The following is a 12,522-nucleotide window of genomic DNA, read 5'->3' on the forward strand; positions in this document are numbered from 1 at the left end:
CTATCGCGCATTGATGTTGTTATTGAGAATAGCTTTGCATATCCATGCCGCACCGGACAAAGCAGAATTTTCACCCCGGTTGGAGATATGCACGGTAGTACGAATGCCATGTTGCCGCAGGCAGCTTTGCAACGCGGGCAAAAAGTAAGGATGCGCCTTGCGGATATTACCGCCGATCACCATCCGTTCCGCTTCGAACTGCGACAGCCAGGGGAACAGCACCTCTCCCAAAGAAGTACCTAATTCCGTAAACAGCTGCAAAGCAGTAGCGTCGCCCTTTTCGGCGAGTTCACCCAGGCATTTTACTTCATTCAGGCGTTCGCCGGTACGCTGGTGATATTCGTTCAGCAACCAGCGGGAAGAGATAAAGTCCTCCGCCATCGCGCCTTTGTAAGGCAGGTTATAGATGTAACCTTCCGGCGGTATACCATCTCCACTATGCAGGATGTTATTGTTATGCAGGAACGTGCCGCCGAGACCTGTACCCAACGTTACCGCCACCATACGGCTGCAGCCCGATCCCTCTCCGGCCCATGCTTCGCCGAGCGCAAAGCAGGACGCGTCGTTCTCGAAATAAATATCACCGGAAAACCCCAGTGCAGCCTGTAATGCCAGGCGGATGTTCATGCCGTACAAGGCTTCGTATTTAGCCACGCCTCTTATCTGCGAAATACCGGCGGGATAATCGAACGGACCCGGCATCGCAATACCGATAGCCGTTACATGGCCATTGGCCGCTTCGCATACCTGTTGCAGCGCGTTTGTCCAGCGATTGATAATATCTGCCGCATCCGCACCTGCGTTTACGGCTACTTTCACTTTGGACTCGTCCACCACTGCGCCATCGCGAAGACTTACAAGCGCTGCGGTGATATGTGAACCACCGATATCCGCACCGATTACATATTCATTGTTCATATGTTTGAACATATTAAAAATGGAAAAAAATATCCTTTTCCTGCGTGAACAAGAAAAGGATATCACTTACAGATCAACTTTCTGACCTGATCTCTATCGAATAAGTAAACTTGTCGGACCTGTAATAACCGACGTTATATTCAATGGGCCTGTCGCCCGGATCATATACAAAACGTTCGCGGAACAATACCGGGAATTTAGCATCTACCCCGAGTTTCTTCGCTACACCACCCGCCGCCATGGCGCTGATATGCTCACTGGAGCGTACCACGATGATATCGAATTTCTCGGACAGGAGTTCGTACAGCGGCCGGTTCAGATCATCGGTGTCCGACAGCGTGATACGTGGATGGAAATAACTTTCGAAGTAAACGATCGGCTCACCCTCTACACCCTTCAACTTGCTCAGTTTGCAGAGCGGCGTATTAATGGGAATATTGAAAAAGCTGGCCATCTTTTCGTCCGCCTTCGCTGTACCCAGTGTAAGCAATAGGTTCATGGTCGCGATGCCGCGCTTAGACATTTCCTTGGTGAAACTTTGCCAATCCTGCAAGCTGGTAGATAGCTGGCGCTGTGCCACCTTGGTGCCCACACCTTTCTTGCGGGCCAGCAGGCCCTCGTACTCCAGTTTGTTGGTCGCCTGGCGGATGGTATTGCGGGAAACGCCGAGCCGGTTCGCCAGTTCAACTTCCTTTGGAAGGAAGGTGCCATTCTGGTACTCTGGCGCGCTGATCAGCTTTCGCAGCAGTTCTTCAACCTGTACGTGGAGTGGAAGTTTACTTTTATGGTCTATTTTTAAACTCATGTTCGAATGTTCAAACATACTAAACTTTTGGATATTGGAAAATATTTTTTTGCTGTCCGCTAGTCCTTGCATTTATCCCAATCCGGCTCATACACTTCGTGCAATTCCCCGCATCGTCTAACGCCCTGCGAATGCGTTCTTTATCTGCCTCCGTTTCAAAAGTGAGAATGAATTTAGGACCTGTGCTGTAGAAGTATAGCTTTCCCCGGCTGGAGTCCATGCCTTTTCTGTATTTCACCTGCAGGCCGCTCAACATGGCTTCGGCGGATGCAGCTTCCACTTCTTTTTTAAATACGGCGATTAATGCGAGTTTATCTTTCATAGCGCGTTTCGTGGGTTGAAGATAAATATCAAAGCTGACAAACGGGCTGCTGTTTTGCTCCCGTTAAATTTTACGTATTTTGTCGCGTCAACCATTATCGGGGTAAAATATAGACATGGAGGATTCTACGGGAAACGATCCGGAATGGCTGATGCGGCTGTCGGAGGGAGACGAAGCCGCTTTCAGCAGCCTGTTTTCGCGGTATCACGACTTTATTTATTCATTTGCGGCGCGCATGACGGGCTCCGGCGCTATTGCGGAGGACGTGGTGCAGGAAGTGTTTTTAAAAGTGTGGTTGAACAGGGCAGACTTACCACAGGTGCAGAATCTCGGTGGATACATTAACCGGCTTACCCGCAATCATGTGCTCAACGGAATTAAACGCATGGCGCATGAAAACACGCTGCTCCAGAACATCCCGCCCGTGACAGGCAACCTGCCCCTGCCCGATGCCAGCGCCGAAATGCGGGAACTTTCTGCCCTCATCGACCAGGCGTTACGCCGCCTGCCACCCCAGCAACAACGCGTTTACCAGCTGAGCCGCACCGAAGGCCGTAAACATGAGGAGATTGCCGCCATACTCGGCATCTCCCGCGAAACAGTGAAAAAACACATGATGGCAGCGCTTCAGTCTATCAGAACCTACCTGTCCCGGCACGGTCGAATGCCCCTGTTCATCGCCGGTTGTCTCCTCGCCTGCCTCCATCAAAAATAATTTTCGTCCCGACTACCCCTATCTTCCTTCCCGTTTGTCATCTTGTTTTATTCCACCAGAAATACCCTTTGCATGCAATCATCCAGACTGGCGTACCTCGTGCGCAGACATTACGATCGTTTGAGTACCGCGGCCGAAAAGGCCGAGCTCATGACGCTTTTGCGTACGGATACCAACGATGCCGAACTGGACGTGTTGCTCGCAGAGCTGATGGAAGAACACCTGCCCGGCCATGAAGTGCCGGCCGGACAACAAGCTGCCGCTTTTGCGCAGTTCCGCCGGCAAACGCGCCCGGCAAAGGTGCGGCACCTCTGGCGGTGGACTGCCGCAGCAGCAGTGCTGGCGGTGGTAGTAACAGGCGGCCTGCTGCTCAGGCAGCCACCGGCGCGCACCGCAGGCTATCGTGGCCGACATTGCACCCGCCACCGACAAGGCCACGCTGACCTTATCCGACGGCTCGAAAGTAACGCTCGACAGCACCGGGCAACTGCAATTGCAGCAACCCGACGCCCAGGTCCGCCAGCAGGGCGGCCTGCTCGAATATGCAGCGGAACAAACCACAGGTCCCGTGCAATACAATACGCTGTCGACCCCACGCGGTGGCACCTTCCGGATCGTACTGCCAGACGGCACGAAGGTGTGGCTCAACGCAGCCTCCACCCTGCGGTACCCGACAGCATTCAATAAAAAAGCCGGCAGGTGGACATTACCGGCGAGGCTTACTTCGAAGTAGCGAAGCTGGCGGAAGCACCTTTCCGCGTGGCCATGCCGAACGGCGCAGCGGTAGACGTGCTCGGCACCAGCTTTAACATCCAGGCGTATGCCGATGTAAAAGAAATGACCACCACCCTGACCGCCGGCGCTATCCGTGTATCACAGGGTACACAACGTAACGCTGTCGCCCGACGAACAAGCGGTAGTTAGTAATGCGGCCATTACCGTGCAGCAACACGTGAACACTGAGCCGGTGCTGGCCTGGAAAAACGGCTTATTCCATTTTGATAACGCACCATTTAAAGAAGTGATGCAGCAGTTATCGAGGTGGTACGATGTGGATGTAGCTTATATGGGAGCTGTGCCCTCCCGCAAGTTCAGCGGGGAACTGCAGCGCAACCTGAGCCTTTTGCAGATTGTGGAAATCATGAACGAAAACAAGATGAATGTTCGCCTGGAAGAAGGCCGCAAATTAGTCGTATTGCCATAAAGAAGCCCCGGCTGCCACCGGGGCCTGAATGGCCTGGAATATCAACAAAGTCTGAGGGACTTATTATTAATCAACCAAACCATTGCAAAAGTATGCAAATCGCTGCGCTTTGTAAAGGGCACCTTGTGCCCCTCCCGAACCGGGTATTTATTTCTGGAATCAAAATCTGGCGAGTCATGAGAATTACCGCCTTGCTAATGTGCGTTTTCAGCCTGCATTTATCAGCCAAAAGCAGTGCGCAAACCATTACACTGACCACTAAGAACACACCGCTGCTGCAAATCTTTACCGAAATTAAAAGGCAGACCGGGTTTGTTGTATTTTATCCGCAGGACGTGCTGCAACAGGCCTCACCGGTATCCGTGTCGGCCCAACAGCAACCGCTGGAATCGTTCCTGCGCGATATCCTGAAGGACCGGGACCTTGCCTATTCAATCAAAAACCAGAACATAATCCTGCGCCGCAAAGACGCCCCGGTATATGTGGTACCTGCGCTACCCCTCCCGAGATCACAGGTGTGATCGTGGCCGACGATGGTACACCATTGCCGGGCGCTACCATCCAGGTAAAAGGAACACAGGTAAGAGCCATGACCGATGCAGACGGCCGTTTTAAGCTGGAGGCGGAATCAAATGCGGTACTGATCGTGACCTTTATCGGTTTCGAAACACAGGAAGTACGGGTGGGGCCGCGTAAGAATGTAACCGTATCGATGGTGCGCTCGGTAAGCGCGCTGGATGCGAGCATTGTACAGGGGTATGGCGTTACGTCGCGCAGGTATAGCACGAGTAATATTGCGAAAGTAAGTGGGAAAGACACGGAGATGATCCCTAATACCAATCCGTTAGCGGCGCTGCAGGGGCGGGTACCGGGCCTCGTGATCACTGCGAATAACGGGTTGCCCGGCGCACAATATAAAGTGGAAATCCGCGGCCGTACACAGGTAGAACGTTGGGGCGGTGGCGCCGGCGATCAGCCGCTGTTTATTATCGATGGCGTACCAATGGCTTCCAACAACGAAAATATCAATATGCTGCAATCGGCTATTTCCGCCAACTCTACCGGTGGTTTAAGTCCTTTTAACGGCATTAATACAGCAGATATCGAAAGTATAGAAGTGCTGAAAGATGCGGATGCCACTTCGATCTACGGTAGCCGTGGCGCGAATGGCGTAATCCTGGTTACCACCCGGCGCGCTAAAGCTGGCGGGCTCCAATTTAACATCAACGCAAATACCGGCGGCAGCCGCGCGGCTTTACCACGTATGCTGACCACCAAAGAATACATGGCGATGCGCAACGAGGCTTTCGCCAACGACGGCATCGTGAAAAACACAACCAATGCCTATGACATGTTGCTATGGGATTCTACCCGAGATAATAACCTGACGAAACAATTAATCGGCGGAACTGCCAGCTATACAAATATCCAGGCGTCTGCCTCCGGCGGTACGCAGCAACTGCAATACCGGGTGAGTGGCGGTTATAACCGTCAGACCGATATATTCCCCGGCACATTTCCGAACACCCGTTCGGCCGCCAGTTTTAGTTTAACAAGTCGTTCGAAAGATCAGAAGTTTACCATGACGGTGAACAGCAACTTCAGCGCGAACAAGAACACGAGCACGTCTTCGGACATGTCGATGAAGCTGACGCTGCCACCGAACTATAAACTGTACGATTCGCTTGGCAACATCGCCTGGAATGAAGGGGGTATCAAGAACGACAACCCGCTGGCGTACATGCTGCAAAGGTATACAGCAAATTCCGACAACCTGACGAGCAATGTCAACATGTCTTATTCCGTGTTGAAAAACCTCATCATCCGTGCTAACGTGGGTTACAACAGCATTAAAACGGATGAACTGCGGCTTACCCCCAGATCATCGATCAACCCGCTGGACGTATCCACACTGGCTTCCGCCCAATTCGGCAACAGTAAATTCGCCAGCTGGATCTTCGAACCACAGGCAGACTATATCGCCTATATCGGCAAAGGTAAGCTGACCGCCATGGTGGGCGCCACCTTCCAGAGCCAGAACAATAATGGTTACAGCTTCAGGGCGGAAGGATACACCAGTGATGAATTCCTGGGAACGCTGATCGGGCTGCCATCCACCGGTCTTAAAGCCGTGAACAGCATGGAAGCGCGTTATAAGTACCAGGCGTTCTTTGGCCGGGTCAACTACGTGCACGCTGAAAAGTATCTCCTGAACCTGACGGCCAGAAGAGATGGCAGCAGCCGCTTTGGCCCGAACTACCGCTTCTCTACCTTCGCCGCAGCCGGCGCAGGCTGGATCTTTACCAACGAAGATTTCATGAAAGAAATCCAGGTCATCAGTTTTGGTAAACTTCGCGGCAGCTATGGTACAACAGGCAACGATAAAATCGGTGACTACAAATACTGGACGCCTACAGCGTAGGAGTATTTACGCCTACATACGACGATTCTACCGCCCTTGTTCCAAGTGCACTGTTCAAACCAGATCTTCACTGGGAAATGAATAAAAAGCTGGAAGTCGCGCTGGAATTAGGCTTATTGAAAGACCGCATCCTGTTTACAACCGCTTATTACCAGAACCGTTCCAACGACCCGCTGGTAAACTACCCGCTGCCAAGCATGACCGGCTTCACTACCGTGACTGCTAACCTTGCTGGTGTAATGGTAGAAAACAAAGGCTGGGAATTGAGCGTAGCCGCTGAAAACTTCAAAAGGAAAAACTTCAGCTGGACTTCCAACTTCAACATCACCTTCCCTACCAACAAACTGCTTCGTTTCCCGGGACTGGCGCAGAGCAGTTACGCCACTACTTATAAACTCGGCCGCTCGCTGAACGTAATCCGGGCAGCACGATACACCGGTGTAGACCCGGTTACCGGCCTGTTCACCATTGAAGATTTCGATAAAACCGGCACCTTCTCTTCGGGCGACTATCAGTTCCTCGGCGATAAAGATCCTGATTTTTATGGCGGGCTTAACAACACCATACGATACAAACAATTTCAACTTGACTTCCTCTTACAGTTCACGAAACAAGTTGACCAAAACTGGATATCGGGGATGACCAGTGGCTTCACAATTATACCTGTCGGCGGCCTGCTCAATCTCCCGTACCTGGCCCTCGATCCGTGGCGCGCTCCCGGGGATAAAAAAGAACTGCAGAAGTATACTACCCGTACGTCCGCTTCCACTTCATTACAGGGTAACTATGCAGCCGGTTATTCCAGTGCCCTTTATACGGACGCCTCCTACCTCCGCCTGAAAAACGTGAACCTGTCTTACACGCTTCCTTCCGCGATCGCCAGGAAAATAAAGATGCAATCTGTACAGGTGTACACACAGGCGCAGAACCTGCTGACGTTCACGAACCGTAAAGGTATGGACCCGGAAACCGTATTCCTGTACAAAACACCGCCTTTGCGTACAGTGACAGCCGGCCTTCAACTCAATTTTTAAAGATCAATGAGAGATATCAATATGAAATCGATTATATATAGCTGTTTAGCGTTGGTCCTCTTAGTGGGATGCGACAAATTCGTGGATGTGCCGTTGCCCAACAGCCAGCTGAGCACAGCTTCCACTTTCGCCGATAATGATAAAGCCGGTTCGGCGATCCGGGGCATTTATGCCTCCACGCAAAATGCATTTGGCCCCGGCCCGTTCAGCGGCACCATGAGCAGCACCGCCGGCATGACCGCCGATGAGCTGATCAGGACTTCCTACAACGCCGACCAGGAAGCCGCCTTCCTTAACAACCTCGCACCCATGACGGCAATTATTGACGGCAGTTTATGGGGTAATTTCTATAATTACATCTACCAGTGCAATAACGCCATCGTTAACCTGGAGAAGTCTGCCGGTGTTACACCTGAGCGAAAAGTAATGCTGTTAAGCGAATCCAAATTCCTTCGCGCGCTGTCTTACTTCTACCTCGTAAACCTATATGGAAAAGTGCCGTTGCTGACGGGCACTGATTATAAAATAAACGCGCTCATACCCGAAACAGATACCGCCGCCATCTGGCAACTGATCGAAAGTGACCTGCGTTATGCTGTGGCCAACGGCGGTAGCGTCGCATACACCAAAACAGGCACCCGTAACCGGGCTGGCAGCAATGCCGCCACTGCACTGCTGGCGCGCGTGCTGCTTTACAGGAAGAATTGGGCAGAAGCCGAAATAATGTCCACAACGCTGATCAATAGCGGTCTTTATAAGCTGGACACACTCGGCGGCATCATGCTCACCACTTCTGCAGAACCTATTTTTTATCTTAACAATGCCGGCACTAATCTTTACGCACTCGAAGGTACCAGCATCCATGGCACAGCCCTGCAATACCGCCTGAGCCCTACCCTGCTGGCGAGTTTTGAAGCGGGCGACCAACGCCTCGTTAAGTGGACAAGGCCCAGCGCAGATGGTAAACTCGGTTTAGGGAAATATAAAATCATGACCGGTTCGGGCACTAGCGGTAAAGAGGAAGCGACCGTACTGTTACGCATCGCCGAACAATACCTGATCCGCGCCGAAGCCCGCGCCAAACGCGACAACCTGCCCGGCGCCATCGCCGACCTGGACGAAGTACGTAAACGCGCAGGCATTTCACTAATCGCCAACACCCTGCCGAACATTACGCAAACCGCGCTGGTAGATACGATCCTGCACGAACGGTATGTAGAACTGTTCGGTGAATTCGGCCACCGCTGGCTCGATGTAAAACGCATGGGGAAAGCCGACCAGATTTTCGGCGCCAACAAACCCGGATGGGAAACGACCGATGCGCTGTATCCCATCCCCGGAAAAGAAAGAGAAAAAAATCCTAATCTTGGACAGAATGATGGATATTAAAACTAGTAAAATGAAACAACTATTCCTGGCAATCGGACTACTCTCCGCCACCACAGGCTTTGCACAGCAACGTTACACGATCGTAGGTAAAATAGACGGCTGGAAAGGCACAGACAGTCTCACTTTAGTGAGCTTCGCCGGTACCGAAGCAAAACAGGAACCGTTCGTCGCCAAAGATGGCCGCTTTACACTGAGCGGTGAATTTACCACACCATTTACGGCCGCACTTCGCCTCGACAAACCCGCCCGCGCCGATGTTAAAGGCGCTCCGCGCGATAATATCCGCATCTGGATAGAAGCAGGAAAAATCACTCTTACCAGTAAGGACTCGCTGAAAACGCGCGCATCGTAGGCGGACCATTAAACGCCGACGCCATTGCGTTAAAAAATGCGACCAGTCCCATTACGAACAAGATGGGCGCATTGCGCATACAGGCCATGAAAGCTACGAAGGAAGATCGCGAAATGCCCGCCTTTAAAGCGCTCAATGACCAGTATTCCGCTTTGATAAAAGAGCTGAACGCCGCCAACGCTGACTTCATCCGTAAGCACCCAAAATCACTGGTAGCGCTTACGCAACTGAATGAAATGGCCGGTGCACGCATCGATTATGAAAAGATCGCACCGCTTTACGCCGCGCTGGATAGCAAGCTGAAAGCCACCGCTCTTGGTGTGGAACTCGGTGAGCGTATTAAAGTCGCAGCACAAACCATCGCCGGTGCGGTAATGCCGAACTTTTTGTCGTACGACACCGCCCGCGCCCCACTCGAACTGAAAACAGTACTGACCAGCAGCAAACTGACCCTGGTCGATTTCTGGGCCAGCTGGTGTGGCCCATGCCGTGCGGAAAACCCCAACGTAGTAAAAGCGTTCGAAGCGTTTAATGCGAAAGGCTTCAACATCATCAGCGTTTCGCTGGACGATAACGCCGACCGCTGGAAAGCCGCCATCATCAAAGACGGCATGCCCCGGTATCACGTTTCAGGTTTGAAGAAATGGGATGAGCCGGTAGCGAAACAGTTTGGCGTAAACGCCGTACCCGACAACTACCTGCTCGATGCAGACGGGAAGGTGGTAGGCCGCGGATTGAGAGGAGACGCGCTGTACGAAGCAATTGCAGCCAGGTTGAAATAAAACAGGAGAGGCTATAAACCGTGTGTTTATAGCCTCTTTTAATTACTTAGCGGTCAGCGCCTGGCTTTCGAATTTGATCCCTTCCCAGCCATGTTGCATGAACTGGCGGATGTTCTGATGGTCCGCCGCGTCCGGTGTGTTTAACACGGCCTGGTAGTGTTCCGCGAACAGGTACAATGTATCTTCCTTGCTAAGCTGCTGCAACTGGGCAAACGAAAACACTTTTGCGCTTCCCTGGTTCTGCGTCGCCTCGTTGTACGCATCGCCGTTTTTAAATGCCGCAGGTCGATGCTGGTAATACGTTTCTATAAATTCGAGCACCTCTTTAAAGGAGAGGGCATTTCTTTTTAGTTTGTCGAGTAAGGTGGACAGCTGTTCTTTCATCGGGCAAAAATAGGAATTTAAAACTCATACGCGCCGATGGAGCGGTTTTTACTAAATGAACGTCCGCTATAGTCGGTGTTTGGTTGTTGTACCGGCAAGCCCGCTCCCGCAGCAGGACTCTCCGCCCCAATACTCAAATCTTCCCGCAATAAAGGCGACTTGCCCGTAATACTGTGCTTCCCCGCAACACCGCGCCATTGGACATCTCCCTCATGGTACCAAAGGTTATTGGCGTATGCAAAACGGTCAGGTAACGTACCCTGATCAACACTGCACGCAGTGCGGAGCTGCGCGTCAACATAAACAATATTATTGCTGAAAGTATTATCACCACACCTCGCAAACCGCACCGTATCTTTATTCTCCTGTAAAATACGGATCACCCATCGGCCGGGTTTGTAAATGGTATTGTTTACCACTTCGCTGTGCGTACATCCCACAAAAGCAACCGGCACTTCCGACCCGATAAAGATGCAGCTGTATACCTGCAACCGCGTAGCTTCATAACGCGCGTCCGCCGGCCTGAAAAACGGGAGGCCGGTACTGCCACCCAGGTTAATCGCCCTGCTCCCGCAGTTTTTGAAATAACACGCCTCCACGCGAATATCGCTGCTCCCACCTTTCATCTGCACTGCATTCGACCCCATGTTCTCAAAATGGCATTGCCTTACCAGGCCATTGTGACACCCCACCATATCGATCCCGCTACCACCCTGCGCACCATTTTCAAAGCGGCATTCCACTATCGTCATTTCATCTACCCCGGACAATTTCAACAGGTCGTTATTACCCGTAGCAGCCATATCGCGGAACACACATTTTTCCAACCGGAGATGATGCGAAGGCGTGTCATAACTGCCCCCGTCATCGATATTAACCCCGTTGCCGGTTTGCCCCTTAAACGTGATCCCTTCAATATGCACATAAGCGATATCCGTACAATTCCAGGCCGTAACGCCCCCTTTAAATACCACATTTTTCTCCGCCAGGATGCAAATCCATTTATTAAATGTGCCCTGCAGCCGCAACGATTGATTCCCGGCATACTCCCCGCTGTGCAGCAGCAACGTATCGCCGGGCTTCGCAGCAACACCGGCAGCAGTGATATCGGCATACGCCTGGCCTGCGCCAATATGTAAAACAGCAGCGGAAACAGGTCGGCAAAACAGGAGTAAAAGGGCAAGAAAGCGCATATTTAAAAATACCATTTATCCATTTGTTTCATCTTTTTAATTAAACAGAAAGCATGGCGGCTGTGGGTACGGTTTTGCTGACGGCGATGGCCTGGGTAGTGTTTTTTGGATGGATGAACCGGTGAGAGGGTGGTTGAAGATGCGGTTAATTAAGTTGCCGATGAAGCTATCTCACTAAGAGGTAGCTTTTTTCCTGCATGATGGAATATTATCCTTCTTCTCTACCTCTTCACCATGCTTTCACCATGTCTTCACCATGCTTTAAAGATGCTTTGAAGCATTTTGTTAAAATACTATTACCGGTCAATATTTTCTCCAACTTGGACAACTTTTCCTCCATCCTGGCAAATTTTTCGGGCAGCTGCTGACCGATATTTGTGTTGTAATTCGATAAGCGCTAGAGAATACACCAAACAATCTTTAATTAATTCAAAAACATTTTCTATGAAACAAAAAAGGAACAGTATCATGCGTGGGGCCAGCGGCTCCTGGGCGACGAGCTCGTATTCAGACAAAGGGCAGGACAAACGATTATTAGTTTGCCTCCGACCCCTACTACAAAAGCACCAACGGCCGGACAAACTGCCGTTATGGAAAAATTCAAAGCGGCAATCGGGTATGCGAAAGTCGCAATCAAGGACCCTGAATTAAGGGCCGCTTATACACTCATAGCCCCTGCCGGCACATCCGGTTTCAACATGGCCTTTTCGGACTTTTACAGTTCCCCGGAAATTGTATCAACTGACGTCTCTGACTTCCGTAACAACGGTTACGTACTGGTGCAGGCAAAAGACGACTTCCGTGTAGCATCCGTTACCGTAACCCTCCTGAACGGCGAGGGTACAGCACTGGAAAGCGGCGAGGCCATTTCAACTCCCGAATCCGGGGAACTTTGGAGCTACAATGCCACAGGCGCCACCACAGACGCAGTAAGCCTGCGCATCGAAGTGCGCGACCTCCCAGGTAATGTGACCGCCCAGGAATTACCCCTGGCTGCATAAA

At 51.5% G+C, this 12,522-nt stretch carries 17 protein-coding genes; 11 read left to right on the forward strand and 6 right to left on the reverse strand.

The genetic code is table 11. From position 1 onward, the window contains the following. From MKQ70_RS18005 to MKQ70_RS18015, 3 genes are all read right to left on the reverse strand, one after another. Positions 1-918: an ROK family protein gene (locus MKQ70_RS18005; RefSeq protein WP_248073095.1), complete on the reverse strand. Its 918-nt coding sequence runs from the start codon at positions 916-918 to the stop codon at positions 1-3. 73 nt (positions 919-991) lie between these two features. Beyond that, on the reverse strand, positions 992-1,723 hold the full coding sequence (locus MKQ70_RS18010) for a GntR family transcriptional regulator (protein WP_248073097.1): 732 nt from the start codon (positions 1,721-1,723) through the stop codon (positions 992-994). Positions 1,724-1,742: 19 nt separating this feature from the next. Next, positions 1,743-2,045: a hypothetical protein gene (locus MKQ70_RS18015; RefSeq protein WP_248073098.1), complete on the reverse strand. Its 303-nt coding sequence runs from the start codon at positions 2,043-2,045 to the stop codon at positions 1,743-1,745. Positions 2,046-2,160: 115 nt separating this feature from the next. On the opposite strand from MKQ70_RS18015, the gene MKQ70_RS18020 reads away from it, so the two are divergent. Further along, the gene (locus tag MKQ70_RS18020) at positions 2,161-2,760 is read left to right on the forward strand and encodes an RNA polymerase sigma factor (RefSeq protein ID WP_248073100.1); all 600 of its coding nucleotides are present in this window, start codon (positions 2,161-2,163) and stop codon (positions 2,758-2,760) included. 78 nt (positions 2,761-2,838) lie between these two features. On the opposite strand, the gene MKQ70_RS18025 is transcribed toward MKQ70_RS18020, so the two are convergent. Next, positions 2,839-3,174: a hypothetical protein gene (locus tag MKQ70_RS18025; protein WP_248073102.1), complete on the reverse strand. Its 336-nt coding sequence runs from the start codon at positions 3,172-3,174 to the stop codon at positions 2,839-2,841. Between MKQ70_RS18025 and MKQ70_RS18030 the strand changes: the two genes are divergently transcribed. From MKQ70_RS18030 to MKQ70_RS18070, 9 genes are all read left to right on the forward strand, one after another. After that, positions 3,164-3,493, forward strand: coding sequence for a FecR family protein (locus MKQ70_RS18030; RefSeq protein WP_248073105.1), 330 nt, complete (start codon positions 3,164-3,166; stop codon positions 3,491-3,493). The genes MKQ70_RS18025 and MKQ70_RS18030 overlap by 11 nt on opposite strands. Continuing rightward, positions 3,460-3,684 carry a FecR domain-containing protein gene (locus tag MKQ70_RS18035; protein ID WP_248073107.1) on the forward strand — a complete coding sequence of 75 codons (225 nt, stop codon included), beginning with the start codon at positions 3,460-3,462 and terminating at the stop codon, positions 3,682-3,684. The genes MKQ70_RS18030 and MKQ70_RS18035 overlap by 34 nt, the downstream gene beginning before the upstream one ends. Then, positions 3,629-3,964 carry a FecR domain-containing protein gene (locus MKQ70_RS18040; RefSeq protein ID WP_248073110.1) on the forward strand — a complete coding sequence of 112 codons (336 nt, stop codon included), beginning with the start codon at positions 3,629-3,631 and terminating at the stop codon, positions 3,962-3,964. The genes MKQ70_RS18035 and MKQ70_RS18040 overlap by 56 nt, the downstream gene beginning before the upstream one ends. 176 nt (positions 3,965-4,140) lie before the next feature. Beyond that, the gene (locus MKQ70_RS18045) at positions 4,141-4,485 is read left to right on the forward strand and encodes an STN domain-containing protein (RefSeq protein ID WP_248073113.1); all 345 of its coding nucleotides are present in this window, start codon (positions 4,141-4,143) and stop codon (positions 4,483-4,485) included. Beyond that, on the forward strand, positions 4,482-6,386 hold the full coding sequence (locus MKQ70_RS18050; RefSeq protein ID WP_248073115.1) for a SusC/RagA family TonB-linked outer membrane protein: 1,905 nt from the start codon (positions 4,482-4,484) through the stop codon (positions 6,384-6,386). Before MKQ70_RS18045 ends, MKQ70_RS18050 begins: the two co-directional genes overlap by 4 nt. A 77-nt stretch (positions 6,387-6,463) precedes the next feature. Continuing rightward, the gene (locus MKQ70_RS18055; RefSeq protein ID WP_372489990.1) at positions 6,464-7,420 is read left to right on the forward strand and encodes a SusC/RagA family TonB-linked outer membrane protein; all 957 of its coding nucleotides are present in this window, start codon (positions 6,464-6,466) and stop codon (positions 7,418-7,420) included. 63 nt (positions 7,421-7,483) lie between these two features. After that, a complete protein-coding gene (locus tag MKQ70_RS18060; protein WP_248073117.1) occupies positions 7,484-8,809 on the forward strand; it encodes a RagB/SusD family nutrient uptake outer membrane protein in 1,326 nt (441 codons plus the stop codon). Positions 8,810-8,819: 10 nt separating this feature from the next. Next, positions 8,820-9,161 (forward strand): DUF4369 domain-containing protein, encoded by a 342-nt coding sequence (locus MKQ70_RS18065; RefSeq protein WP_248073119.1) that lies wholly within the window; start codon positions 8,820-8,822, stop codon positions 9,159-9,161. Positions 9,162-9,223: 62 nt separating this feature from the next. Continuing rightward, positions 9,224-9,943 carry a TlpA family protein disulfide reductase gene (locus tag MKQ70_RS18070; RefSeq protein ID WP_248073121.1) on the forward strand — a complete coding sequence of 240 codons (720 nt, stop codon included), beginning with the start codon at positions 9,224-9,226 and terminating at the stop codon, positions 9,941-9,943. Between the two features lie 42 nt (positions 9,944-9,985). On the opposite strand, the gene MKQ70_RS18075 is transcribed toward MKQ70_RS18070, so the two are convergent. Together MKQ70_RS18075 and MKQ70_RS18080 are read right to left on the reverse strand one after the other, a co-directional pair. Continuing rightward, complete coding sequence (locus tag MKQ70_RS18075; RefSeq protein WP_248073122.1) at positions 9,986-10,327, reverse strand: HopJ type III effector protein; 342 nt, start codon at positions 10,325-10,327, stop codon at positions 9,986-9,988. Positions 10,328-10,344: 17 nt separating this feature from the next. Then, a complete protein-coding gene (locus tag MKQ70_RS18080) occupies positions 10,345-11,520 on the reverse strand; it encodes a right-handed parallel beta-helix repeat-containing protein (protein ID WP_248073124.1) in 1,176 nt (391 codons plus the stop codon). A gap of 590 nt (positions 11,521-12,110) precedes the next feature. Between MKQ70_RS18080 and MKQ70_RS18085 the strand changes: the two genes are divergently transcribed. Then, the gene (locus tag MKQ70_RS18085; RefSeq protein WP_248073128.1) at positions 12,111-12,521 is read left to right on the forward strand and encodes a hypothetical protein; all 411 of its coding nucleotides are present in this window, start codon (positions 12,111-12,113) and stop codon (positions 12,519-12,521) included. Position 12,522: the final 1 nt, after the last annotated feature.

Source organism: Chitinophaga sedimenti (assembly GCF_023156195.1).
In the GTDB taxonomy this organism is placed as follows: Bacteria; Bacteroidota; Bacteroidia; order Chitinophagales; family Chitinophagaceae; genus Chitinophaga; species Chitinophaga sedimenti.

Excerpts from the sequence above, each read along its gene's own strand:
- MKQ70_RS18005 (WP_248073095.1), bottom strand. The coding sequence starts at position 918 with ATGAACAATGAATATGTAATCGGTGCGGATATCGGTGGTTCACATATC.
- MKQ70_RS18010 (WP_248073097.1), bottom strand. The coding sequence starts at position 1,723 with ATGAGTTTAAAAATAGACCATAAAAGTAAACTTCCACTCCACGTACAG.
- MKQ70_RS18015 (WP_248073098.1), bottom strand. The coding sequence starts at position 2,045 with ATGAAAGATAAACTCGCATTAATCGCCGTATTTAAAAAAGAAGTGGAA.
- MKQ70_RS18020 (WP_248073100.1), top strand. The coding sequence starts at position 2,161 with ATGGAGGATTCTACGGGAAACGATCCGGAATGGCTGATGCGGCTGTCG.
- MKQ70_RS18025 (WP_248073102.1), bottom strand. The coding sequence starts at position 3,174 with ATGTCGGCCACGATAGCCTGCGGTGCGCGCCGGTGGCTGCCTGAGCAG.
- MKQ70_RS18045 (WP_248073113.1), top strand. The coding sequence starts at position 4,141 with ATGAGAATTACCGCCTTGCTAATGTGCGTTTTCAGCCTGCATTTATCA.
- MKQ70_RS18055 (WP_372489990.1), top strand. The coding sequence starts at position 6,464 with ATGAATAAAAAGCTGGAAGTCGCGCTGGAATTAGGCTTATTGAAAGAC.
- MKQ70_RS18065 (WP_248073119.1), top strand. The coding sequence starts at position 8,820 with ATGAAACAACTATTCCTGGCAATCGGACTACTCTCCGCCACCACAGGC.
- MKQ70_RS18070 (WP_248073121.1), top strand. The coding sequence starts at position 9,224 with ATGGGCGCATTGCGCATACAGGCCATGAAAGCTACGAAGGAAGATCGC.
- MKQ70_RS18075 (WP_248073122.1), bottom strand. The coding sequence starts at position 10,327 with ATGAAAGAACAGCTGTCCACCTTACTCGACAAACTAAAAAGAAATGCC.
- MKQ70_RS18080 (WP_248073124.1), bottom strand. The coding sequence starts at position 11,520 with ATGCGCTTTCTTGCCCTTTTACTCCTGTTTTGCCGACCTGTTTCCGCT.
- MKQ70_RS18085 (WP_248073128.1), top strand. The coding sequence starts at position 12,111 with ATGGAAAAATTCAAAGCGGCAATCGGGTATGCGAAAGTCGCAATCAAG.